26 protein-coding genes are annotated in these 21,422 nt (G+C 59.8%); 15 read left to right on the top strand and 11 right to left on the bottom strand.

Going from position 1 to position 21,422, the window contains the following annotated elements:
* Nucleotides 1–208 precede the first annotated feature (208 nt).
* The gene (locus M3465_RS16425) at nucleotides 209–436 is read left to right on the top strand and encodes an AbrB/MazE/SpoVT family DNA-binding domain-containing protein (protein WP_009503866.1); all 228 of its coding nucleotides are present in this window, start codon (nucleotides 209–211) and stop codon (nucleotides 434–436) included.
* On the top strand, nucleotides 426–821 hold the full coding sequence (locus M3465_RS16420; protein ID WP_028288627.1) for a PIN domain-containing protein: 396 nt from the start codon (nucleotides 426–428) through the stop codon (nucleotides 819–821). Before M3465_RS16425 ends, M3465_RS16420 begins: the two co-directional genes overlap by 11 nt.
* A 78-nt stretch (nucleotides 822–899) precedes the next feature.
* Here M3465_RS16420 and M3465_RS16415 read toward each other — a convergent pair whose 3' ends face one another.
* Entirely contained in the window at nucleotides 900–1,784 is an 885-nt protein-coding gene (locus M3465_RS16415) for a recombinase family protein (RefSeq protein WP_249502780.1), read from the bottom strand.
* Nucleotides 1,785–2,010: 226 nt separating this feature from the next.
* Here M3465_RS16415 and M3465_RS16410 point away from each other — a divergent pair, with 226 nt between their 5' ends.
* Nucleotides 2,011–3,078, top strand: a complete 1,068-nt coding sequence (locus tag M3465_RS16410) for a helix-turn-helix domain-containing protein (protein ID WP_249502779.1) — start codon at nucleotides 2,011–2,013, stop codon at nucleotides 3,076–3,078.
* 69 nt (nucleotides 3,079–3,147) lie between these two features.
* On the opposite strand, the gene petA is transcribed toward M3465_RS16410, so the two are convergent.
* The gene (petA, locus tag M3465_RS16405; protein WP_249502785.1) at nucleotides 3,148–3,705 is read right to left on the bottom strand and encodes a ubiquinol-cytochrome c reductase iron-sulfur subunit; all 558 of its coding nucleotides are present in this window, start codon (nucleotides 3,703–3,705) and stop codon (nucleotides 3,148–3,150) included.
* A gap of 105 nt (nucleotides 3,706–3,810) precedes the next feature.
* A complete protein-coding gene (locus M3465_RS16400) occupies nucleotides 3,811–4,335 on the bottom strand; it encodes a hypothetical protein (protein WP_249502778.1) in 525 nt (174 codons plus the stop codon).
* 147 nt (nucleotides 4,336–4,482) lie between these two features.
* Between M3465_RS16400 and M3465_RS16395 the strand changes: the two genes are divergently transcribed.
* On the top strand, nucleotides 4,483–4,977 hold the full coding sequence (locus tag M3465_RS16395) for a Crp/Fnr family transcriptional regulator (protein WP_249502777.1): 495 nt from the start codon (nucleotides 4,483–4,485) through the stop codon (nucleotides 4,975–4,977).
* A 5-nt stretch (nucleotides 4,978–4,982) separates the two neighbouring features.
* Here the strand turns inward: M3465_RS16395 and M3465_RS16390 are convergent, their stop codons facing one another.
* The 6 genes from M3465_RS16390 to M3465_RS16365 all read right to left on the bottom strand — a co-directional run bounded on the left by M3465_RS16390 (nucleotide 4,983) and on the right by M3465_RS16365 (nucleotide 8,729).
* Nucleotides 4,983–5,432 (bottom strand): DUF411 domain-containing protein, encoded by a 450-nt coding sequence (locus M3465_RS16390; protein WP_249502776.1) that lies wholly within the window; start codon nucleotides 5,430–5,432, stop codon nucleotides 4,983–4,985.
* Between the two features lie 11 nt (nucleotides 5,433–5,443).
* Nucleotides 5,444–6,451: a cation diffusion facilitator family transporter gene (locus M3465_RS16385; RefSeq protein ID WP_249502775.1), complete on the bottom strand. Its 1,008-nt coding sequence runs from the start codon at nucleotides 6,449–6,451 to the stop codon at nucleotides 5,444–5,446.
* A 1-nt stretch (nucleotide 6,452) separates the two neighbouring features.
* Nucleotides 6,453–7,115: a TVP38/TMEM64 family protein gene (locus M3465_RS16380; protein WP_249502774.1), complete on the bottom strand. Its 663-nt coding sequence runs from the start codon at nucleotides 7,113–7,115 to the stop codon at nucleotides 6,453–6,455.
* A gap of 3 nt (nucleotides 7,116–7,118) precedes the next feature.
* Complete coding sequence (locus M3465_RS16375) at nucleotides 7,119–7,568, bottom strand: DUF6010 family protein (protein WP_249502773.1); 450 nt, start codon at nucleotides 7,566–7,568, stop codon at nucleotides 7,119–7,121.
* A gap of 161 nt (nucleotides 7,569–7,729) precedes the next feature.
* Nucleotides 7,730–8,167 (bottom strand): ion channel, encoded by a 438-nt coding sequence (locus M3465_RS16370; protein WP_040104431.1) that lies wholly within the window; start codon nucleotides 8,165–8,167, stop codon nucleotides 7,730–7,732.
* 88 nt (nucleotides 8,168–8,255) lie between these two features.
* The gene (locus tag M3465_RS16365) at nucleotides 8,256–8,729 is read right to left on the bottom strand and encodes a rhodanese-like domain-containing protein (protein ID WP_054540586.1); all 474 of its coding nucleotides are present in this window, start codon (nucleotides 8,727–8,729) and stop codon (nucleotides 8,256–8,258) included.
* 188 nt (nucleotides 8,730–8,917) lie between these two features.
* Here M3465_RS16365 and M3465_RS16360 point away from each other — a divergent pair, with 188 nt between their 5' ends.
* The 7 genes from M3465_RS16360 to ccmI all read left to right on the top strand — a co-directional run bounded on the left by M3465_RS16360 (nucleotide 8,918) and on the right by ccmI (nucleotide 15,605).
* Nucleotides 8,918–9,640 (top strand): response regulator, encoded by a 723-nt coding sequence (locus tag M3465_RS16360; RefSeq protein ID WP_054540587.1) that lies wholly within the window; start codon nucleotides 8,918–8,920, stop codon nucleotides 9,638–9,640.
* Nucleotides 9,640–11,106, top strand: coding sequence for an ATP-binding protein (locus tag M3465_RS16355; RefSeq protein WP_054540588.1), 1,467 nt, complete (start codon nucleotides 9,640–9,642; stop codon nucleotides 11,104–11,106). The genes M3465_RS16360 and M3465_RS16355 overlap by 1 nt, the downstream gene beginning before the upstream one ends.
* Nucleotides 11,042–11,347: an SHOCT domain-containing protein gene (locus tag M3465_RS16350; protein ID WP_235974530.1), complete on the top strand. Its 306-nt coding sequence runs from the start codon at nucleotides 11,042–11,044 to the stop codon at nucleotides 11,345–11,347. Before M3465_RS16355 ends, M3465_RS16350 begins: the two co-directional genes overlap by 65 nt.
* A 64-nt stretch (nucleotides 11,348–11,411) precedes the next feature.
* Entirely contained in the window at nucleotides 11,412–13,412 is a 2,001-nt protein-coding gene (locus M3465_RS16345) for a heme lyase CcmF/NrfE family subunit (protein WP_054540589.1), read from the top strand.
* Nucleotides 13,413–13,420: 8 nt separating this feature from the next.
* Nucleotides 13,421–13,987, top strand: coding sequence for a DsbE family thiol:disulfide interchange protein (locus M3465_RS16340; protein WP_054540590.1), 567 nt, complete (start codon nucleotides 13,421–13,423; stop codon nucleotides 13,985–13,987).
* Complete coding sequence (locus M3465_RS16335) at nucleotides 13,984–14,457, top strand: cytochrome c-type biogenesis protein (protein WP_054540591.1); 474 nt, start codon at nucleotides 13,984–13,986, stop codon at nucleotides 14,455–14,457. The genes M3465_RS16340 and M3465_RS16335 overlap by 4 nt, the downstream gene beginning before the upstream one ends.
* A complete protein-coding gene (gene ccmI / locus M3465_RS16330) occupies nucleotides 14,454–15,605 on the top strand; it encodes a c-type cytochrome biogenesis protein CcmI (RefSeq protein ID WP_054540592.1) in 1,152 nt (383 codons plus the stop codon). The genes M3465_RS16335 and ccmI overlap by 4 nt, the downstream gene beginning before the upstream one ends.
* Nucleotides 15,606–15,633: 28 nt before the next feature.
* Here the strand turns inward: ccmI and M3465_RS16325 are convergent, their stop codons facing one another.
* On the bottom strand, nucleotides 15,634–17,763 hold the full coding sequence (locus M3465_RS16325; protein ID WP_249502772.1) for a protein-disulfide reductase DsbD family protein: 2,130 nt from the start codon (nucleotides 17,761–17,763) through the stop codon (nucleotides 15,634–15,636).
* 283 nt (nucleotides 17,764–18,046) lie between these two features.
* Nucleotides 18,047–18,304, bottom strand: coding sequence for a DUF2933 domain-containing protein (locus tag M3465_RS16320; RefSeq protein ID WP_239521101.1), 258 nt, complete (start codon nucleotides 18,302–18,304; stop codon nucleotides 18,047–18,049).
* Between the two features lie 201 nt (nucleotides 18,305–18,505).
* Here M3465_RS16320 and M3465_RS16315 point away from each other — a divergent pair, with 201 nt between their 5' ends.
* The 4 genes from M3465_RS16315 to M3465_RS16300 all read left to right on the top strand — a co-directional run bounded on the left by M3465_RS16315 (nucleotide 18,506) and on the right by M3465_RS16300 (nucleotide 21,418).
* Nucleotides 18,506–19,066 carry a L,D-transpeptidase gene (locus tag M3465_RS16315; protein WP_054540595.1) on the top strand — a complete coding sequence of 187 codons (561 nt, stop codon included), beginning with the start codon at nucleotides 18,506–18,508 and terminating at the stop codon, nucleotides 19,064–19,066.
* 28 nt (nucleotides 19,067–19,094) lie between these two features.
* Nucleotides 19,095–19,553, top strand: a complete 459-nt coding sequence (locus M3465_RS16310; RefSeq protein ID WP_054540596.1) for a c-type cytochrome — start codon at nucleotides 19,095–19,097, stop codon at nucleotides 19,551–19,553.
* 372 nt (nucleotides 19,554–19,925) lie between these two features.
* The gene (locus M3465_RS16305) at nucleotides 19,926–20,498 is read left to right on the top strand and encodes a c-type cytochrome (RefSeq protein ID WP_054540597.1); all 573 of its coding nucleotides are present in this window, start codon (nucleotides 19,926–19,928) and stop codon (nucleotides 20,496–20,498) included.
* Nucleotides 20,499–20,500: 2 nt separating this feature from the next.
* Nucleotides 20,501–21,418: a c-type cytochrome gene (locus M3465_RS16300; RefSeq protein ID WP_054540598.1), complete on the top strand. Its 918-nt coding sequence runs from the start codon at nucleotides 20,501–20,503 to the stop codon at nucleotides 21,416–21,418.
* The last annotated feature ends 4 nt before the right edge of the window (nucleotides 21,419–21,422 follow it).

Below are 21,422 nucleotides of genomic sequence, written 5' to 3'. Positions count from 1 at the left end.
CTCTGCCTCGATTCGTGGGCGCGTTTTTTATGTGATCGCGCGTTATTTATCGAGACTATTGCCCGAGCTATCAGATTCGTGCAAGCTCTTTCTAGATTTGGTGTCAGTCGCTGCGTCATGCACAAGAGTAGCTAGGGTTTGCGGCAGGCTTGTCTTAGGAACCTTTCGGATATACATTACAAGACGTATATCCGCATGGGAGGTCACGATGCAGGTCGCAAAATGGGGTAACTCGCTGGCCGTCCGTTTGCCCGCGGAGCTCGTCCGAGAGCTTGGTCTCAAGGAGGGTGATCAGATCGACCTGGTCAAGGACGACGGTCGGGTCAGAGTCCGTCGCCTTGCTCGTGCGGATGAGGTACTTACCGGCCTGCGCCGCTTCCGGGGCAAGTTGTCCGCAGCAGAACGTCTGAGCCGCGACGACGCACATGAGCGTTGAGTTCGCGGACACGAATGTCGTTCTTTACCTGCTCGACGACGGCCCAAAGGCCGATCGCGCCGAGGTCATCCTGGGGCAGGGGCCCCGGATCAGCGTTCAGGTTCTAAACGAGTCACTGGTGAACTGCCGCCGCAAAGCTGGCCTCGGTTGGGAGGAAGCAGCGGCCTTTCTCGAAGGCGTGCGCGCCTTGTGTCCCGTCGAAGATCTCACCGTGCAGACCCATGACGTCGGCCGCGCTTTGGCGGAACGCTACGGCTTCTCGATCTACGACGCGATGATCGTGGCCAGCGCTTTGGTTGCGGGGTGTACCACGCTGTGGAGCGAGGACATGCAAGATGGCCTGCTGGTGGAAGGCCAGCTTCGCATCGTCAACCCCTTTGCATGAGCGAACGGCTTCTGTGCCTGAAACTGACCACAACCTTGTAATCCTTCCCTATAGTGGAGGATTTGCAAGGTTGTTAGGCTACTCAAGCAGCCCCAGCCTCTCCGCCCGCTCCAACAGCATCTTGACTGACGACGGCTGCCATCTCGTTCGGCCACGTGGTGTGCGTTCGCGCATTGATTCCAGCCGTTCACAGATCGCCTGGAGCGTAATGCCGGGATCCGCGCCCTTGATGGCGGCGACGATGGCGGGCAGGCGGTCGTCGGTTTCGCGGCGGCCGGCGCGGGCCAAAACTGTCTCGGGCAGGAAGCCGTCGCGGACATAGGCCTTCACGGCGCGCAAGAGACGGCTTTGGGTCCAGCGACGCGCCTCGGGCAAGGGGCCGTTGATGATGCGCACCACGTCTTCCCAGGCCAAGTCAGGGCGCAACCGGCGCACATGGGGCACCCAATCTTGTGCCGTTTCGTTCAGACGCTCCATGTAGCCGTCCTGTCGCGCTAGCCGCACCTTGCGAAGAGCGGCAGGGTCTTTGGCCCGCAGTCCAGGGTTTCCGCCCACGCGGCCCTTTGTGCGCGCACTGGCGAGGCCGGACTTGGTGCGCTCCCGGATCAGGGCGCGCTCGAACTCGGCCGCAGCGCCCAAGACCTGCAGCGTGAACTTGCCCTGCGGGGATCCAGTGTCGATCGGGTCCTGGATCGAGCGAAAGAACGCACCCCTAGCCTCCAGCCGCTCGATCACTTCCAGCAGATGCGACAGAGACCGCGCAAGCCGGTCGATCCTCACGACGACCAGCGTATCGCCACTCTGGATGCGTTCGAGCACACGCCCAAGCACCGGCCGCGCGCGATTGCCGCCTGAGGCGTGCTCTTCATAGATTTCGGCGCAACCCGCAGATTTCAGGGCCTGCGACTGGGGCAGGGGGGTTTGATCCTCTGTGGATACGCGCGCATAGCCTATCAATGGCATCAAAACAGTCTTTTTGCAGTTTCATATAGCGGCAATAAACGACCGTTTACAAACGAATGCAAGCAAGTGTTTTCTCATTGTGCCGATGCACAATCCCCTAGTTTCCTTGCATTGATCGCGATCTGAAAGGTTCCGTCGGCAGTCGCGCGCACGTAATGTGTAAAGAGCATTGTCGACGGTCACAAAACAGCTTGGGTAATGTGCAAATAATCTGTATTTTGCACATATGATGCCACAATCGACTATTATTCCTGAAGATTTCGACGAACCCCTCGACATCGGAGAGGGGAATGAGGATGCTTCGGAAGAAGTTCTCTGGTATCTGCCGGGCCCGATCGAAGAGGAACCGGATTACCGGCCTCCCGGACCTCGGGCGGGACAGCCGGAAAAGGGCCTCATTGATGACTGGGCAAGGGCCGAAGCGGATCAGGCTGCGCTTCTGGCAAGGGTGGCCGGGCGCTTGGGTGCGCTCGATGACCGATTGGCTCGCGCGCCCAAAGGCTGGCTGCATAGGTTGGCACTGATCGAGGCGGCAGACCTGAGCTGGTTTGCAGGAGATCGCGTAGGCCCGGATCGTCTGGCGCTATGGATTTCTATGCGCCTGTCAGGCGCACAAGATGACCCAAATGCCTTGGCGCGAATTGGATGGGCCGTTCGGCGACTGACAGGCGGTCCTGACCCGATAGTCGATATCGCAGCCTTCCTCGACCGCCGCGATCCTGAAAACATCGATGAAAATGCCGAGCGCTTCGACGATCGCGCGAGCGGTTGGCTGGATTTGATGAAACAGGCCGCCGATCTTCATCCGATCACCCGCGCCTGCATGGGGTTTCATCTCTGGAGTCTTGCGGGCCTTGGGCAGCAGGGCGATCGGGTGGAAGCAGCGGTCACGGCCGCGCGCATCGCGGCTAGCGAGGGAAACGGGGCAATTTTCGCACCGTTGGCAATGGGCGGGGCAGGGGGCCTGCGCGCGAGTGGGCCATCGGCAGAGCGCCTTAAACAATGGCTCGAGGGGATGCAGACAGCTATCCACATGGCGATGCGGCGCCTCGACGATATCCAATCATGGTCAGCGAAGGCCAAAGCAGAGATGTCAACGCTCTCAGGCAAGACACCGCCGGTCCTGAGCGCCCTGCTGACCGAATGGCCCCTCGTTTCCGCCCCGATGGCCGAAATGTGGATCGGTGCTAGCCGCGCCACCGCTCAACGCAATCTCGCCTGGATGGAAGCGAAGGGTCTAATCCGTGAAGTGACGGGGCAGGGACGGTTTCGGATGTGGAGTATTGCGATTTAGGCCGACCAGCGGCCAGTCGAAATCTGTTCCAGTTTCGAGCGCTCTGATTACAGATTATCCTTTATTGCATCACCCCAAAGTCAGCACCATCTCCTCCGAGAGCGACAAGTCCGGAATATGCAGGTTCTCAGGTGCCGGGCCTTTGCGAATGCGCCCAGCCGCGTCATAATGGGAACCGTGACAGGGGCAGAACCAACCCCCGAAATCCCCCGCCCCATCCCCCAGAGGGACACAGCCCAGATGGGTACAGACACCGATCATGACCAGATATGCCTCGTGACCCGCAATGGCCCGGTTCTCATCGCTTGCCAGCGCATCGTCGGGCAGATTTGGGTTGCGCGCCGAGCTGTCAGGCAGGTCAGAGACCGCCTGTGCCCGAGCCTGAGCCATTTCTGCCTCCGTTCGATGACGGATAAAGACAGGTTTTCCGCGCCAGTTGACGGTCAATTGCGTTCCGGGCGCAAGATCGGAGATGTCGACGATGATTTGTGCCAAGGCGCGGACATCTGCCGAGGGGTTCATCTGGTTCACCAGAGGCCAGAGCGCGGCCCCTGTGGCCACGACCCCCGCTCCAGCCGTTGCGTAATACAGGAAATCCCTGCGTTCGGTATCTTCTGACGCTTCCATCATGGGGCATGTGTCCATGTCTCCCGCGCGGGAAGGTCAACAGGCAAGATGTAACGTTTTGTCAGCGCGCCTCACTACGGCCAGAAAACACGTCGTGTCGGCGCATTAATGGTGCGGGGCTGCGCCTTTTGCCATCATGAGGTGATGCTCCTGGTGATGCGCCCCGATGGTCATCAGGCCAAAAAAGCCAAGTCCCTGAATCTGCGCGGCATCGCCATCGACATTGAGCGCCACGCCATCTTCTAAGTCCTCTGTCACAACATCCCAGCCGGTTTCAGCCGCGAGAAAGGGCGCATGGGCGGGCACCATGGCGCGGATGGCCTCGAGAACACGTGGGGTGCCCCGAATCTCGAACCGGGCCCCTTCCGGCCGCAGCGTGCGGGCGATCACGGCCTCCTGGGTCAGAAGGTCCATATCGACCAGATGGCGGCGCAATCCGTCGATATCGACCCGCTCCCAATCCGTCTCGGGATCGGCCTGCAGGATCGCAACGATTTCCGCCAGGGCGGCAAAGGCCGCTTGCCCGGTTTCCTGTGGTCCACCCCTATCTTGCCCAGTCGCGGAATGGGTGTGCTGCGCGGCCACGGGTGCGGCCATCACTATGGCAAGGAGGAGGAGAATGAGACGCATGGACGGGTCCTTTAATGGGGTGGTGTCATCTTTACGCTAGCAGGGGCGGATGCATCGCAATATGATTTCAATCATATGCTGCCAAACCCCTATGATCTTATCCCGAGCTCAGCCCTGCGCCCAATTTCCGGCGCGATTGGCGATGTGGTGTTTCATCAAGGTGACCCGACCCACGGTCTCTATGTCGTGCAAACCGGGCGCGTGCATCTCGAGCGGGTCGGCCCAAATGGCGAGCGGTTCATCATTCACCGTGCCCAAGCCGGTACAAGCTTTGCCGAAGCTTCGGTGTTTTCAGAGGTCTATCATTGCGATGCGGTCTGTGTTGAGGCCGGGGTGCTGATCCGGATCGACAAGGCTGCCGTCATGGCCGCCTTTGCCGACCCGGCATTTGCCCGCGCTTATGGCCGTCAGGCCGCTCAACAGATACAGGCGCAGCGACAGATGCTCGAGATTGTCGGCATTCGGCGCGCAGAGGACCGGGTCATGGCGGGGTTGGTCGCGGGCCTGCTCGACGGCTCCGTCGTTGAGTTCGCCGCCCGGTTACAGCTGAGCCATGAGGCGACCTACAGGGCGCTGCGAAAGCTCGTGCAGGACGGGCGGGTCACAAACCCGTGCCGCGGGATTTATCACCTGCGCCCGTGACCCGATCAGCTGTGGCTCGCGAAGACCGAGGTCACCCCGTCGGAGCCGACAAGCAGGGTATCAAAAGTGTCACCTGCCCCGGGACCGCCCATGCCGGGCGAACTCATCGGCATGCCGGGAACCGTCAACCCGCGCGCCATCGGTTGCTCTGCCAGCAGCCGCATAATGTCAGCGGCAGGCACGTGGCCCTCGATGAAATAGTCGCCCACGACCGCTGTGTGGCATCCAGCAAGCTCTGGTGCGATTTGCAGCCGGTCTTTGAACGCCCAAAGTTGATCCTGATCGACGTCCTGGGCCTCGACCGCGAACCCCGCTTGCCGGACATGATCGACCCAGGCGGAGCAGCATCCACAGGTGGGGGTTTTGAGCACCTTCAGAAGGGGTGCCGTGTCAGCGACAACGGGAAATGCCAGGGTGGCTGCTGCGCCTGTCATCAAAAATGTGCGTCGTTTCATTCGGAGGTCCTCTAGGAGTTGTCAGGGAGTCTAGCGTCCTGCGCCGCGCTGTCGAGCGGGTCTGCATGGGCGGCATGGGCGTCGGCGGCGGCGGGCGACACGCGTTGGCTGTCCGGGAGCGTCACATCGAGATCCCGCGCGTGGCGCTCGTCGAGACACGCGGTTTCGAGCTGCAGCGTGACCAAGTGAAACCCATAGTGTTCCGTCAGTCGACGATAGGCCCGGTTCAGCAGGCCCGCGGCCTCTGCGGGCTCACCATGACGGATATGGGCAGAAAATGCGTGTTTGCCGCTGGTCAGCGTCCAGGCATGCACGTGGTGAACGTCCAGAACCCCGTCCTGGCCGCGCAGGTCCGCCGTCACAGCCTCGAGATCCGTTCCCTCTGGCGTGCCTTCCATGAGGATGTGGACCGCTTCCTTGATGACGCCGACGGAGGCCCAGAGGAGAACCACCCCGAACGCCATGCCGAGGATCGGGTCAATCGCCAGAAACCCAGTGAACTCGATCACGAGAGCGGTGACGATGATCAGGAGGCTGCCGACAAAGGTCTGGATGATGTGCCAGAGCGCACCACGGGCATTCAGATCGTCCTTGCTCGATTGCCACATCAGCCCCAGCGAGATCACTTCTGTGACCAGGCCTCCGAAGGCGACCCAGAGCATGGGACCCGTGGCCAGGTGAATCGGATTCCCGAGCCGCATCGCGCCCATCCAGATCACCAGAAGCGCCATGCCGAGAAGAAAGCCGCCATTCACCAGTGCCCCGATGATCTCGGCGCGGTACCAACCGAAACTCCGCGCCGAATCCGCCGGGCGGCGCGCAATGCGCTGCGCGATGATGGCCACCAGAACGCCGCCAACTGCCGACAGGGTGTGAAACGCATCCGACAGGACGGCAATCGAGCCAGTCCAGAGGCCCACGGCCAGTTCAATCACGAAGTACATACCGGTGAGCCAGGCGGAGATGACCAGCGCCTTGCCAGAACTCGGCATGTGCCCGGCGTGCGAATGACTGGCCATATCAGCTCTCCTCCCGTTGTGTACCGGTCTTTCGCGTCGCGGCGAAGAGAACCGACAAGCCGGTAAAGCCACCGAGCGCAAGCGCGGTCCATGTGGCAGTGCGGGCATCTCCGTTCATCGCCTGGCTGCCCATGTGAGCGAGCAAAAAACTCGCTGGAATAATCCCGGCCATCGTGGCCAGCGCGAACCTCCAAAGATGCAGTTTGCTCAGACCTGCGGCGTAACTGATCATATCGAAGGACAGGAACGGCAGCAGGCGACTGCCGAAGACCAAGAAGGTCAGAGTGTTCTGCGATCCGAACAGGCCCGCGTTAATCTTCTGACCGAGATGACGCTCAACGAAAGGACGACCCAGGCCGCGGGCCAGTCCAAAGGCCGCAAGCGCGCCGAGTTCCGCGCCAAGAACGACGAAGATCGTCCCGTACGTGTGTCCATAAGCCGCTCCGGCGGCGAGTGCGATCGGCGCCGAGGGCAGGGGGCTTGCCACAATAGCGATTGTCATGAGCGCCACGATGACGATTGGTCCGGCAAGACCTGCCGCCTCGATCCAGCGGTCGATTTCCGCCCGATCCGGCAGGCGAATATCAACGCCAAGGACGTCGGGGAAGGCCAATGCGATGATTGCTACCAGGATCACCGCAATAAGAAGAATGCGCATCATCATGGTTCAAAACACGGCATAGAGCAGAACGAAGAACGCCGCTGCCAAAAGGTCAAAGGCCACGCAGAACGGAATATACCAGTTCGGGATCTGGGCGAGACGATAGGAATTGTGGTGTGACATGTCCCAAAGGGCGTGCAGGGCCAAGCCCAAGGGGAGGAAGGCCCAATGCCATATCAGCCCCAGGAACGCTGCTGAGCCGAACAAAAGGGCGACCGCGAGCTCTGCCCAGAACATGCGCGCTCTGCCGTCCGCAGCGCCAAAGCCGATATAGGCACCGCCAAACAAAGCAAGCGTGATCGAAGCAAGAGCTATCGAGCTCTTTTCATCCAAAAACAGGTGAGCCGGCATTGTGAGCAAGACAAACAACACACCAACCCATACGGGAGATTTCAAGATATCCCCGTGTCGATGGTGCGATACGTTATCGCCTGTCTTTTCGAAAATCTGTGCCATGGCTTTGTACCTAGGGATTCCAGCAACTGGAAGGTCAAGGGCTATTCATCCACGCGCGCAACGCAGCGCTCACTCAACCGTTCCACGGTGAGGTCAAAGGACCGATATCAGGACGTATTTGACGCTGACGCCAAGCTCATGTCCGACGCGCGTGGCGATTTTCAGTCATCTTTCGCCTTCTGCCAGACTTGCTGGCAGGCTGAGTAAAGAAACGTCGCTGACCAGGTCAGCAACATGAAGCCCAAAAGCGATTGCAGCATCAGCAACAGTCGAAAGGGCCCGACCACCTCTATGGACGAATAGCCAAGGGTCGAGAACGAGATGCCCGTAACATAGAGAACATCCTGAAACATCGGCGGGCTGTTGCTGAACGATTGCGGCAGAACGCTTGCCACCACCATCGTGTTGAACACGGCGAGCGTCACAAGTTCCAATACGTGCAGCAACAGCAACGCGGAAAACGTCAGGATGATCCGAAAGCCGGAGCCATCCGACCGCTGCGGGGAAAACTTCAGAATGCCCGACAACGCATAATGATGGACAATTCCCATCAGGATCGCCGCGCATATTCCGACAAACATGGCCATCAACTCGGTCATACACCCAAACCCGTCTACCTGTTCAAACAGGTCAATTTGACCATACATCAGGCTTTTAGCACAACGGAACCGATTGATTCTTCACAGGTCAGGTCAACGCGGGGGGCAACCCGTTCAGGGCGACATCCACCGGAACGGTCGGCAAGTTCAATGCGATCCAGCCAGGCCCTTCGCCTGATCCCAACATCCCTTCCGAGATATCGGCGTAGCCCGAGTAACCAGCTTGTCTTAACGCTCGAAGCAGCGATGCGGAGCGTCCGCCAGTGGCGCAGATCAGTCCAACAGTGCGATCACCGCTCAGTTCCTTCGCCCTGAACAAGCGGTCCGGAAAACCGGACGCGTGCATGCTTATCGGCCATACACCAGCACCTACGCCGGTTTCTTGCCACTCTTCGTGCGTTCTGACATCGATGATCCGCGCCGTATCCGATAGAAGCGCGTCAAAGGCATTCTCTGCCGACCAGACAGATCGGCTCTGCGCCAAAAGCGGTGACGCCGTGACGGTCAGCACCGTCATATGAGCACCCAGAACGAAACGGCGCCGGTTCAAATCAAGAGCCATATTCGAAAACCTCATCCTTTGATCGGTTGCGATCCCAAAGGTCACATAACATACGCGCGACGCTACCCGGGAGCACGACACGGTGCAGGCACAGATTTGTATCCATCTGTAGCAAGGGACTGACCTGATACAAACGGCTACAATTCTGCCCATGAAACACGATGCAACGATGATCTAGGAAGGACGCCATGGGACCGCAACCTCATATCCTTATCGTGGACGACCACGCTCAGATACGCGAAAGCGTCGCGCGCTTTCTGGAGAAGAACGGAATGCGCACGACCGTCGCCAGGGATGCCGTGGAGATGGATGCCAAACTGGCCACCGGTCACTTCGACCTCCTCGTGCTCGATGTCATGATGCCGGGCGAGGACGGTTTGTCGGTTTGCCGCAGACTTGCGCCAGAGGGTGATCTTCCGATCATCATGCTGACGGCGCTTGGTGAGGAAACGGATCGGATCGTGGGGCTGGAAATCGGTGCGGACGATTATCTCGCCAAGCCGTTCAATCCACGAGAACTGCTCGCCCGCATCAAGTCGGTTCTTCGGCGAAGCAACCGTGACGAACCCGTGGCCGGAAGGCTCGCGGGGAGGAAAGTCTCTTTTGCGCATTGGATACTGGATACCGACCGGCAGGTGCTGATTGACCAGTCCACCACCGAGACGCCATTGACGACCTCCGAGTTCAAATTGCTGGCGGTCCTGCTGGAACGTGCGAGGATGGTGCTCAGCCGTGACCAGTTGCTTGACCTGACCGCTGGTCGGACGGCAGGCCCGATGGATCGCACCATCGACAATCAGATCAGCCGCCTCCGCCGCAAAATCGAGCCGGATGTACTTAGGCCCAGTGTCATCAAAACGGTGCGGAACGGCGGATACTGTCTGGCTGCCGATGTCGAGGATGCGCCGTGATGCGCCGTGCGATGAGGTCTCTGAGCGGCCAGTTGATCCTGCTTGTGGTCGCGGCACTTGTCGTGGCCCAGGCGATCAGCCTGTTCCTGTTCGCTGACGAGCGCAGCCTTGCGATTCGTGCCGCATTGGGGTTCGAGGCCGCGGGTCGCGCAGCAAATGTCGCGCGGTTGATCGAGGAGGCTCCGTTGGATCTGCAGGACTCGATCCTTCGCGCGGCAAATTCGCCTCTGATCCGGTTCGATCTGTCGGACGCTCCGATCGTGGATCACACCGGTCACTCGGACGGCGGCATCGTGGAAGCGCGAATACGCGCCCTGATGGACGACAGCTACAGCCGGGACATTCGCGTTGAATTGCACGAGATCGAGGGCGAGTTGCGGCCTCTTCCCAATCTCTCGGACGAGATGACGGAAATGCATCTAGCGATGATGCGCGGAGAGTTGACAGCGGTTGAAATGAACCTGTCGATCGCGATCAAGGGGGCGCGTTGGCTGAATGTCGGAACGCGGTTCGAGCGTCCGCCAATCCAATGGCCTTTCTATTCGATGCTGACCTTTGGAATTTCCGCCGGACTGCTTCTGGTGGCGATCTTCTGGTTTGTCATGACGCGCCTGACGCGTCCTTTGCGGCACCTCTCCAAGGCCGCGGACCATCTTGGCCGGGGCGAAGATGTGGGCGAATTGGCGGTCACAGGGCCGACCGAGGTCAGGGATCTGACCGTCGCCTTCAACCGCATGCAGCGACGGCTGACCCGGTTTGTCAGTGATAGGACACGGATGCTCGCAGCCCTTGGTCACGATCTGCGCTCGCCGTTGACCGCCATGCGTGTCCGCGCGGAGCTGGTTGACGAAGAAGAGACGCGGGACAGCCTCATCGCATCGGTCGAAGAGATGCAGAGTATGGTCGAAGCGACGCTCACCTTTGCACGCGGCCTTACCGGATCCGAGGGTGCCGAAGTGGTCGATCTGCGCAATTTTCTGGACAGCTTGTGCAGCGATATGGCGGCACACTGCACCTTTGCCCCGAGTGATGATGTTGCCGTGCGGCTTCGACCCAACGCGTTCCGAAGGGCACTGAGGAACTTGCTTGAGAACGCCGTTCGCTACGGTGGTGCCGCAAAAGTCAGCTGGGCGACCCACGGTTCGAACCTCGTACTCAACATCGATGACAATGGGCCCGGCATTCCCGTCGACCAGTTGGAAAAGGTCTTCGATCCCTTCTATCGCCTCGAGCAATCGAGGTCTCTGGAAACGGGCGGTTATGGGCTTGGGCTCTCGATCGCGAGGACAATCGTCCAATCCCATGGCGGCGATATCCAGCTGGTCAACCAGAACAGCGCGGGTTTGCGCGCTGTTGTCACCATCCCACTGGATGAAAGCGAACTAATCGAAGGAGAAACAGATGAAACTGAAAACGCTCATTCCAACGTTGCTGGCCAGCTTGCCCGCCAGCATGGCGCAGGCTGATGGACCAGGCTCCTGGACGGGGCACATGTGGGGCAGTGGCTATGGCTTTATGGGCGGCTTCATGATGCTCGCCTTCTGGGGCGCCGTGATCGCATTGATCGTGTTTCTGGTGCTCAGGCTGCGGGACAATGGCACTCCCCCGCCGGAATCGGACGCGCGGGAAACGCTGAGGCGTCGCTTTGCGAATGGGGAAATCGACGAAGAAGAGTTTCGTCGCCTGAAAGCAACACTGGACGAGTAGTCCACATCACGAATTTGAACACCGTCCCACGCGACGTCACTAACTTTAGATCGGAAAGAACGCCATGGTCCCGGAAATTGGTCACTTTGCACTGGCCCTCGCGCTTGCGCTTGCGCTTGTTCAAAGCGTTCTGCCGATTGCAGGTGCGTCGCGTGGAAACGCCGTCTGGATGAAATCCGCCCAGGCGACGGCAATAGGACAAGTGCTGTTTGTGGCCATAGCCTTCGCAGCGCTGATGCAGGCCTTCATCGTCAGCGACTTCACCGTCAGGAACGTCGTCGAGAATTCCCATTCGCTCAAGCCGATGCTCTACAAGGTGGCCGGGACCTGGGGCAGCCATGAGGGTTCGCTGCTGCTCTGGATCCTGATACTCGCGGTGTTCGGCGCGGGCGTCGCCTGGTTCGGATCGAACATCCCCGCCGAGACCAAGGCGCGCACCCTGTCGGTGCAGGCGTGGATCAGTGTCGGCTTCCTGTCCTTCCTGCTGCTGACGTCGAACCCCTTCGAGCGGGTGTTTCCGCCGCCGCTCGACGGCAATGACCTGAACCCGTTGCTTCAGGACATGGGTCTCGCCATGCACCCGCCGCTCTTGTATTTCGGGTATGTCGGCTTCTCCATCGTGTTTTCCTTCGCCGTTGCGGCTCTTATAGAGGGTCGCGTCGATCCGGCCTGGGCCAGATGGGTCCGGCCATGGACATTGGCCGCCTGGATCAGCCTGACGGCGGGTATCGCCCTCGGGTCTTGGTGGGCCTATTATGAACTGGGCTGGGGCGGCTGGTGGTTCTGGGATCCGGTCGAGAATGTAAGCTTCATGCCTTGGCTTCTGGGCACAGCGCTGTTGCATTCGGCCATCGTCACGGAAAAGCGCGATGCGTTCAAAAGCTGGACTATCCTGCTTGCCATCCTGACTTTCTCGCTTTCACTTCTCGGGACGTTCATTGTCCGGTCAGGCCTGCTTACATCGGTACACGCGTTCGCCGTCGATCCGGAGCGCGGGCTTTACATTCTGGGTCTGCTGGCCGTGTCCATCGGTGGGTCGCTGGCGCTCTACGCCTGGCGGGCACCCGAAATGGAGCCGGGCGGTCTGTTTCGCCCGATCAGCCGCGAAGCCGGGCTGCTCGTGAACAACCTCATTCTGGCCGCCGCTACGGGAACGGTCCTGTTCGGGACGCTTTATCCGCTGATCCTCGAGGCTGTCACGGGGGACAAGATCTCGGTGGGTCCACCTTTCTTCAACGCGGCCTTCATTCCGATGATGCTGGCGCTGGTCGTGTTCATGGGTCTTGGTCCATTCCTGTCGTGGAAGCGGGCTGATTTCGCCGGTTTGCTCGATCGCATTCGGTTCGTGGCCGTGCTGGCGGTCGTCGCCGCCTTGGCCGCGTGGTATCTTCTGTATGGCGGGCCGATCATGGCCTATCTTGCCATCCTCGGCGCAGCGTGGCTGCTTTTTGCGACCCTGCGGGAATGGGCGCTACGCATCCGTCTGTTCGAGGTTTCCCTTGCAGAGAGCGCGAGACGCGTGCGCAACCTGCCACGCGCCTCTCACGGTATGACGCTTGCCCATGCCGGCGTCGCTGTGTTGATGATGGGGATGATCGGCTCGACCGGATGGAAGAGTGAGGAGATCGTCTTTGCCGCCCCCGGGACCGAAGTCACGATCGCCGGGTTCGACATCACCTTCGAAGGGGCCGCAAAGGTTCAAGGGCCGAACTACATCGCGGATCGCGGCACCCTTGTGGTGCGTCGGGATGGCGAATTGGTCACGACACTTTTCCCGGAACGGCGGTATTACCCGGTCGCGGAAAGCCAGACGACGGAGTCGGCCATCCGCTCCACATTGGCGGGTGATCTCTATACGTCGATTGCAACGCCAGCCTCCGATCAAGTGAACAACGCCGGAGCATGGACCCTTCGGATCCTCTATGAACCGCTCGTCAACCTGATCTGGATCGGCTCGATCCTGCTGGTGATCGGTGGCTGTTTGTCCTTGTCGGATCGCCGTTTGAGGGTCGGGGCGCCGCGCCGTGCCAAACAGCCAGCCACCGATGCCGTTCCTGCCGAGTAGGAGAGAAGATGAAACGTCTCATTGCCGGGCTGCCGTTTATTGCGGCGGTCATATTCGGGGGGTTTTTTCTCTGGGGGCTCAATCCCGACCGGGATCCCAACGAGATCCCTTCCGTCCTGATCTCGCAACCGGCCCCGGCGTTCGACCTCGATCCCGTGCCGGGGTTGGAGACACCCGGCCTGGCCCGAAGCGATCTTGTCGGCAACGAACGACCGGTCGTGGTCAATGTCTTTGCGTCCTGGTGCGTGCCCTGCCGCGCGGAACATGCCGTGTTGACAAGATTTGTCGAACGAGACGGCATGCGGTTGTTCGGAATAAACTACAAAGACAAACCTGAGGATGCCGTGAAGTGGCTCAATGACCTCGGCAATCCCTACGAGCGGATCGGGTCCGACCTGTCGGGCCGGACCGGGATCGAATGGGGCCTGTCGGGCGTGCCGGAAACCTTCATCGTCGATAGCGATGGCACCGTTTTGTTTCGCTATGTCGGGCCGGTCGTGGGTCCGGACGCCGTCGAACGGTTCACGCAAGCCCTGAAGCAGGCAGGCGCACTGCCAAATGGAGCAGCATCATGAGACAGTTGATTTTCGCGTTTTGCATCGGGCTCCTTCCCATTGCCGCCAATGCGGTGGAACCGGACGAAATGCTGACCGCCCCGGTATTGGAACAGCGTGCGCGGGAGATTTCCAAGGATCTGCGATGTGTCGTCTGTCAAAATCAGGACATCGACAGTTCGAACGCGGGTGTGGCGCGGGACTTGCGTCTGCTCGTACGCGAGCGCTTGGTCGCCGGAGACAGTGACACCGAGGTGATCGAATACATACGGGCGCGGTACGGGGATTACGTGCTGCTGAAACCGCCTCTGGAGCCTGCGACCTACGCGCTTTGGTTCGCTCCGATCGCTTTCGTTCTGATCGGGGTTTTCGTTGGTGGCGGGCTACTGATGAGTCGGCGAAAGCAAGAGGCATTTGAAGACTTGGGCTCGGAGGATGAGAACACCGTGTCCGAAATTCTCAGACAAAACGAAGCGGGGGATGCGTCATGATCTGGGGTATTTTCGGTCTTCTGACGCTGGTCGCGATCGGAATAGTCCTCTACCCGCTGCTGCTGTCCAAATCGAACACTCTCACCAGAGGAGATGCGGTACCGGCCATCCTCGCCGATCAGATGCAGGAAATCGAACGAGACATGGACCGCGGTTTGATTTCTGAACAAGAAGCTCAAGCAGCCAGACTCGAGATCAAGAAACGGATCCTCGCGACGACCCGCAATTTGGAAGCAAAAGCCGGATCGTCCCGTAGTGGTGGCAGAGGCACTCTTGTTGTCGCGGCGGTCCTCGCGCCGGTTATTGCCGCGGGCTACTATCTGACAATGGGATCGCCGGAGGTGCCTTCAATGGCCTTCGCTGCCCGTGCAGAGGAGCGCGCACAGACTGATGAAGTGACGGCGCTGGCAATACAACTTCGCGAAAGGCTTGTATCCGATCCGACCGGCGGCCCCAGCGAAGGGTGGATGCTGTTGGGCCAGACCTATCAGCGCATGGGCAGAACAGTTGATGCTGTCGAAGCATTCGAAGTTGTCGCCAAACGGGAGGATGCCACCTCCGCGACATTCTCCATGCTGGCGGAGGCTGTCGCGGTTGCCAATGATGGCGTTGTTATTCCACGGGCAAAATTGGCCATTGATCGCGCTTTGGAACTTGACCCATCCAATCCTGCGGCAACCTATTTCGAGTCTCTCTACCATCTTCAAAAAGAAGAGACGCGTAAGGCCTACGATCTGCTCGTTTCCCGGCTGAACCAGGAAAAGACGTTCGTGCCCTGGATGGAAACATACGTTTTGCAGATCAACCGGATTGCAGCGGCAGCTGACCTCCCGGTCGTCGATCTACCCAGCGGGCCGACATCACAACCCGGCCCGAGTGCGGCAGATGTTGCGGCGGCGTCGGAGATGAATGACGCGGACCGCGCGGAGTTCATCCGGTCGATGGTCTCGCGGCTGGCCGAGCGTCTTGAGGATGATCCGGACGATCTGGATGGTTGGATGCGGCTGGCAAACGCCTATACCGTCCTTCAGGAGCCCGATCGCGCCATCGCCGCCTACCGTAAGGCTGAAGCGCTGTTGGAACAGCAGCCTGCCAGTGATCCTCGGCGTGCGGCGGTCCGTGCCGCGCTTGAGCGGCTCGGCGGCTGACTACTGGTCGGTGTCCCGCCCGGGCAGGTCACTCCTGTCCGGCAACCTTTGCGGAAATATCCCGACCCCTGGCTTGCGCCAAGGCGTTCATCACGTCCTCGGTCGTCAGCAATTCGGACAGCACAATGCCGTTTGGTGCCGACGGTCCATAGACGGCATTGAAGGGGATGCCATATCTGCCGAAACTCTCAAGGTAACGGGAAATGCGCGCGTCCGGGCGTGTCCAATCTGCCTGCATCGGCGTGACGCCCGGCGTGTCCAGCGCACTGCGGACCGGATCACGGTCGATGACAAGTGTCTTGTTCGCTTTGCACGTCAGGCACCAGTCAGCGGTCACATCGACAAAGACGACCTCTCCTGCGGACACGCGTTTCGCTATGTCCGAACGATCAAATGCGATCCAAGCCAATGCCGATTGCGACTCTGAACGGGCCGGCGCTGATTGCTGCAGGACAGGACCTGCGGCAAGAGCCAGGACAAGGCTGGCTGTGGCAATAGACCACCTGAATTGGGACTGCACATTCGGGAGGGACAAGATCAGAACGGCGAGACCGGACAACGCCGCGACCGCGATGACAGACGCAAGCCCGGCGACACCGTCGAGCACCCAGAACAGCCACACGGCGGTTGCAAGCAACAAAACCCCCATGACGCTTTTGATGATCAGCATCCATCGACCAGGCTTGGGCATGAATGCGACCAGACGCGGGAACGCGGCGATGACGAGATAGGGCAGGGCGAGGCCGAGCCCGAGGCTCGTAAAGACGATGAGGATGTCCACGCCACGCCCGGCCAAAGCAAAGGCCACCGCGGTGCCGAGGAACGGTGCCGAACAAGGCGTCGCCATGACGGCACCGAACATGCCAGTGAAAAAGTCGGCGGAATACCCGTTGCGTCCTCCGGCCCCTGCAAGCCGCGTCTGCATGCCGTGTGGAAGGGCGAACTCGAACGCTGCGAACAGATTTGCCGAAAAGACGAGCAGGACAGCGATCATCGCCGCAAGAAACAGCGGGCTTTGAAACTGCAAACCCCACCCGACGCTGAGGCCTGCCGTCTGGAGCGCCCAGAGGACGAGCGCCAGACCCCACATGAACGTCATGATGCCGGCGCTGGCAGCGACGAAACCGAACCGGACACGGGTTGTGTCGTGATCGGTGTGTTTGAGCACAGACGACACCTTGATGGACAGCACCGGCAGCACGCAGGGCATCACATTCAGGATCAATCCACCCAGCAGCGCGATCGCGGCAATCCAAAGCAGTTCCATCATGTCCGGTGTCGTGGCGGCCAGTTCGAAAGGCGGCGCGATGCCTTGCGCCACGCGATCCGCAATCACGGTAAACGCCCGGTTCTCGCCGTCGGTGACGGTAATCGACGGAGCCACTGTCACATCCGTATTCGACGAGAGGATCGGCAAGCGCGCCCAAAGCAAACGATCCTCTTCTCCCAAACGGATATCGGGTTTGCCAAGCGCAACACCCATACCCAGTTCGGGAAACACATCCGGCGACTGGAGTGGTTCATCGACGCGAAGGCTGACGATCAACTCCGTGAGGTCTTCGTCGATGAAGGCATTTGCCTCGCTGACGCCGCTCGTCTTGGCCCCTTCGGGGACGCGCTCGGAAAACGTACCGATCAGCCCAGCCGAAGTGCTGTCGATGACGTTGCCCCGTCCGAGGCGAAGTGACAGGTCAAACTCTTCCGGGACACAGACATTGGAGCACACCAGCAGTTTGACCTGCGCGGAAAGAGTCACAGGTGCGCCGGGATCTTTGAGCGTTATGCGCAGCGGAAAGACGACGTCACCCGCATAACCAAAATTTTCGATGCCGAAGGCGGTGAAGCGCGTTGGGGCGGGCCACATGAATTCGACATCTGCGACGTTTTCGGAACCGCTCCATTCGACCGAAGGCGGTATTCCCACCTCGCCCGCCGACCGCCAATAGGTCTTCCAGTTTTCGTTCAGTTGAAGATGAAGCCCGGCTGACAGAGTCCGTGTGTTCTCGGGAACGCCGTCCTGTACACTGATGAGATACGCGGTAAGTGGCGCACTTTGGTATTCAGCAGAGGTTGCTGCCGAGACACTTCCAGAGACAAGGGCCAAGAGCACGAAGGGAATAAGCAAAACCCGTCGCAGGATCAAAAGGCAATCGATCAAGATACCTGCTTCCTTCCCATATTTTCCGCAGATTTCGCCAGGACGGCGGAAATTGCGTCAAAGTCCACCTGTGGCAAAACCCTGACGACCGTCCGCACAGACAATTCGCGCAACGCCAGTCGCAGAAGATGAAAGGGTTCGACACCCATCCGGCAGAAGGTCTGACGCTTGCTTCGTGGACACGATAGCGCCGCGATCCGAGCAGTCTTCAAGACTTCCGGCACATCCCCCAAGCATGAAACCCGACAACAGCAACGCGCCTACGCGTACCTTCCCGCGCACATCACGGCCTGTCGCGGACCACGACTGGAATCGCGGAGGTTATGGGCTCGGTCGTTTCCTCGATAGTATCCTTTGCCTTGTCGGAATGGCACGATTTTCCCATGAATTTGTGCATCACGAGATGCGCCCCCACGCACAGCAGGAGCGGGGCAAAAGCCGCTGCATTGCCCCACATGCCCGCCAATGTGCCGCCGGCAAGAAAAAATCCCGCAATGGGCAGCAGCATGACGACGCAACACGCCATCATTCCGTAATGCATGAGCCTGTCCGTGATCGGCTTTTTTCTGTGGTTCCGGTGGTCCATGACACCCCCATTGTCTCGTTCCCGGCGTCATTTGCGGCCCTCCAGCAGGGTAAGGTCAAGGATACAAATGGATACACTTCTCGCGGCCTTGTCAGGTTGCCTGATGCCGGGTCTCCCGTAAAAGAGATGCAACAAATCCGAGGCTAGGAGTGTGTCATGACAATTTTGCGAAACAACAAGGTTAATCGACGAAGCCTATTGGGATATGCGGCTGTCGCTTTGGTTGCACCAAGCGTGGTTCGAGCCGAAACCATTCGCCGCAACATCTCTTCTTTTCGAGTTCATGACTGGCAAGATCACTTCGACGCACTCGGAAAGGGGATCATCATCTCCGATACCGTGACGAAGGCGCTCCAGCATTGGACATCAGATGGCGAAATGCGGATCTACCCAACGTCCGTTCCGCTGACCGACGAACTCACCAAACGCGGTTACACCGAAGTGGTGGAAAAACGCAAAAACCCCAGCTGGGCGCCAACGCCCTCCATGCGGGAACGCAATCCGGAATGGCCGGCTCGTGTCGAGGGGGGTGATCCGGACAACCCATTGGGTACTCGTGCACTGTACCTGTCGTGGCAGTACTACCGTATTCACGGGACACAGGATACGCGCAAGATCGGCCGCCGGTCGTCAAACGGCTGCATCGGCCTGTTCAACGCACAGATCGAGGAAGTCTACGAGCGGGCACCTGTCGGCACTCAAGTCAAACTCATCTGACCCAACGGGCAAGGCGGAAGATACAGGCATGGACAAATTGACTGCGCTGATTGGTGCCGTTTTTGTTATCGGCGGGGGTTTTGCCGTTTGGCAGTTCGTTGGAGCGGAAGATACAGCGGTTGGCCACTCCATGACGCCACCCGACACAAGTGAGATCGCTGAAGGCGGCCCGATCGTCCAGGTCCAGCTGCCTGACGCACTCTCGCAGCAGGCGGCGCTTGGGAAGAACATATTTGAGGCAAAATGTTCCGAGTGTCACGGCGAAAATGCCGCCGGTCGCAACGGTGTTGCGCCGCCTCTCGTGCACAAGATCTACGAACCGAGCCACCATTCGGACATGGCTTTTGTTCTGGCAGCTCAAAACGGCGTCCGTGCACATCACTGGAATTTCGGTAATATGCCTAAGATCGAGGGATTGACCCAAGGAGACGTCAAGATGGTGGCCGCCTATGTCCGCGAATTGCAGCGGGCCAACGGGATCAACTGATGCGTTGGTCGAAGACGAACCGATGGATTCTGTCGGCCGTTTTCGGCCTTTTCCTAGTGGTTCTCGGAGTGCCTGAGGCGCCAGCTTTTCATGGTGAAGCGTCCTTGGCGCAAGAATTTCACGCTCACGAAGATGTAGGGTCATCGACGAACGAGGCCTCTGGCCACTGTCATCCGGGACTCGATTGTTCTGTCACGCCGGTGGTGTTTCTCCAGCCAAACGTGGTTTACGAGCCGCAGTTTCTGACGGCAGTCATGCAAGACGTCGCGACCCAACGAACCGAGTTGCGCTCCGCCAGCGATCCTCCACCGCCACGACGGTGGGTCTGATTTCACATCGCTCGAAAAGCAGACCCAAAGAAGGATCGAAGACATGAAAAAGACGACTATCGTAGCGGCAGTGTTGATTGCAGGTACTGCGGTCACGGCATTCGCGCATAGCGGTGCCACCGGCATCGTGAAAGAGCGCATGGACGCCATGCTTGCAATGGGGAAGGCGGTCAAGACCGTGGCCCCGATGATGAGGGGCGAAACGGCCTATGACGCAGAAACAGTGCGCGATGCCGCGCGCCTGTTCCAGCAGCACGCCGGTGAGAGCATGACGAACCTGTTCCCTGAGGGCACAGGGGGCATGCCCTCGGAAGCCAAAGACGAGGTGTGGACCGACTGGGACCGCTTCGCAGCATTGGCGAGTCAGCTGGAAGAATATTCCGAAGGCCTGGAACGCGCAGCCGACAATGGATTGGGCGGCATGGGCGGCAATACCTCCATGGGTGGCACCTCGATGATGGGCGGTGGGTCCATGATGGGCGGGAGCACGATGATGGGCGGAGGCGGCATGATGGATGCTGCCGCCATTGCCGAAATGCCCGCCGACGCGGCATTCGCGATGACGACCCAGGTCTGTTCCGCGTGCCATGAACGCTTCCGGGCGGAAGAAGACTGACCATGCGACGGTTTTTGACACTGGTCAGCGGGGTCGCCGTGCTGGGCGCGGCCGGCCTCGGCGCGGTGATTGCATGGCCTGTCGGCAGTGCGGTGGCGCCGATCGCATCAGCGGGCAATGTCGACCGGGGCGCGTATCTGGCGCGCGCCAGTGGGTGCATTGCCTGTCATACCAATTTCGAAGCGGGCGGCGCGCCACTTGCCGGAGGGGCGCCGCTCGAAACCCCGTTCGGAACGTTCTATCCGCCCAACCTGACGACAGACCCCGAACATGGCATGGGCGAATGGACGGCAGAACAGTTCGCAAAAGCCGTGCGGCAGGGTATCGGCCCCGATGGAACGCCCTACTATCCGTCTTTCCCATATACGTTCTATGCGGATTTTTCTGACCAGGATATCGCTGACCTCTGGGCGGCGTTTCAAACCGTGCAGCCCGTGGACAAGCCTGCACCAGAAAACGATGTCAGCTTCCCATTCGACCAACGATGGGGGCTGAAGCTCTGGCGAGCGGCGTTCTTCTACGATCCGGATACCGAACCGGTTGAAGGGCGAAGCGACTCATGGAATCGCGGACGGGAATTGGTGCGCGGTGCGGCACATTGCGGAGCCTGCCATACGCCGCGCAATCTTGCGGGAGGCCGCGATATCGGTGCTTCCTTTGCAGGCAACGCCCAGCTTCCCGGTGGCAGCAAGGCACCCGCGATACGGCCAAAAGACCTGGCCAAAAATGACTGGACGGTTTCAAACCTCGCTTATGCGCTCCAGACCGGCATCACCCCTTCGGGCGATGCGTTCGGCGGCAGCATGGCGGAAGTCGTTCGCGACGGAACTCGGTTTCTGACACCTGCCGATCGCGAAGCGATGGCGCTTTTCCTACTGAACAAGGACACGGTCGAGGCGGAGAACTCCGCTTCGAACTAACATC

It is taken from the genome of Marivita sp. GX14005 (assembly GCF_023370775.1).
In the GTDB taxonomy this organism is placed as follows: domain Bacteria; phylum Pseudomonadota; class Alphaproteobacteria; order Rhodobacterales; family Rhodobacteraceae; genus Marivita.
This window is presented reverse-complemented; position numbering and strand designations above follow the sequence as displayed.

Coding starts and splice junctions, on each gene's coding strand:
- M3465_RS16425 (WP_009503866.1), top strand. CDS start 209: ATGCAGGTCGCAAAATGGGGTAACTCGCTGGCCGTCCGTTTGCCCGCG.
- M3465_RS16420 (WP_028288627.1), top strand. CDS start 426: ATGAGCGTTGAGTTCGCGGACACGAATGTCGTTCTTTACCTGCTCGAC.
- M3465_RS16415 (WP_249502780.1), bottom strand. CDS start 1,784: ATGCCATTGATAGGCTATGCGCGCGTATCCACAGAGGATCAAACCCCC.
- M3465_RS16410 (WP_249502779.1), top strand. CDS start 2,011: ATGATGCCACAATCGACTATTATTCCTGAAGATTTCGACGAACCCCTC.
- petA (WP_249502785.1), bottom strand. CDS start 3,705: ATGGAAGCGTCAGAAGATACCGAACGCAGGGATTTCCTGTATTACGCA.
- M3465_RS16400 (WP_249502778.1), bottom strand. CDS start 4,335: ATGCGTCTCATTCTCCTCCTCCTTGCCATAGTGATGGCCGCACCCGTG.
- M3465_RS16390 (WP_249502776.1), bottom strand. CDS start 5,432: ATGAAACGACGCACATTTTTGATGACAGGCGCAGCAGCCACCCTGGCA.
- M3465_RS16385 (WP_249502775.1), bottom strand. CDS start 6,451: ATGGCCAGTCATTCGCACGCCGGGCACATGCCGAGTTCTGGCAAGGCG.
- M3465_RS16380 (WP_249502774.1), bottom strand. CDS start 7,115: ATGATGATGCGCATTCTTCTTATTGCGGTGATCCTGGTAGCAATCATC.
- M3465_RS16375 (WP_249502773.1), bottom strand. CDS start 7,568: ATGGCACAGATTTTCGAAAAGACAGGCGATAACGTATCGCACCATCGA.
- M3465_RS16370 (WP_040104431.1), bottom strand. CDS start 8,167: ATGACCGAGTTGATGGCCATGTTTGTCGGAATATGCGCGGCGATCCTG.
- M3465_RS16365 (WP_054540586.1), bottom strand. CDS start 8,729: ATGGCTCTTGATTTGAACCGGCGCCGTTTCGTTCTGGGTGCTCATATG.
- M3465_RS16360 (WP_054540587.1), top strand. CDS start 8,918: ATGGGACCGCAACCTCATATCCTTATCGTGGACGACCACGCTCAGATA.
- M3465_RS16355 (WP_054540588.1), top strand. CDS start 9,640: ATGCGCCGTGCGATGAGGTCTCTGAGCGGCCAGTTGATCCTGCTTGTG.
- M3465_RS16350 (WP_235974530.1), top strand. CDS start 11,042: ATGAAACTGAAAACGCTCATTCCAACGTTGCTGGCCAGCTTGCCCGCC.
- M3465_RS16345 (WP_054540589.1), top strand. CDS start 11,412: ATGGTCCCGGAAATTGGTCACTTTGCACTGGCCCTCGCGCTTGCGCTT.
- M3465_RS16340 (WP_054540590.1), top strand. CDS start 13,421: ATGAAACGTCTCATTGCCGGGCTGCCGTTTATTGCGGCGGTCATATTC.
- M3465_RS16335 (WP_054540591.1), top strand. CDS start 13,984: ATGAGACAGTTGATTTTCGCGTTTTGCATCGGGCTCCTTCCCATTGCC.
- ccmI (WP_054540592.1), top strand. CDS start 14,454: ATGATCTGGGGTATTTTCGGTCTTCTGACGCTGGTCGCGATCGGAATA.
- M3465_RS16320 (WP_239521101.1), bottom strand. CDS start 18,304: ATGCATTACGGAATGATGGCGTGTTGCGTCGTCATGCTGCTGCCCATT.
- M3465_RS16315 (WP_054540595.1), top strand. CDS start 18,506: ATGACAATTTTGCGAAACAACAAGGTTAATCGACGAAGCCTATTGGGA.
- M3465_RS16310 (WP_054540596.1), top strand. CDS start 19,095: ATGGACAAATTGACTGCGCTGATTGGTGCCGTTTTTGTTATCGGCGGG.
- M3465_RS16305 (WP_054540597.1), top strand. CDS start 19,926: ATGAAAAAGACGACTATCGTAGCGGCAGTGTTGATTGCAGGTACTGCG.
- M3465_RS16300 (WP_054540598.1), top strand. CDS start 20,501: ATGCGACGGTTTTTGACACTGGTCAGCGGGGTCGCCGTGCTGGGCGCG.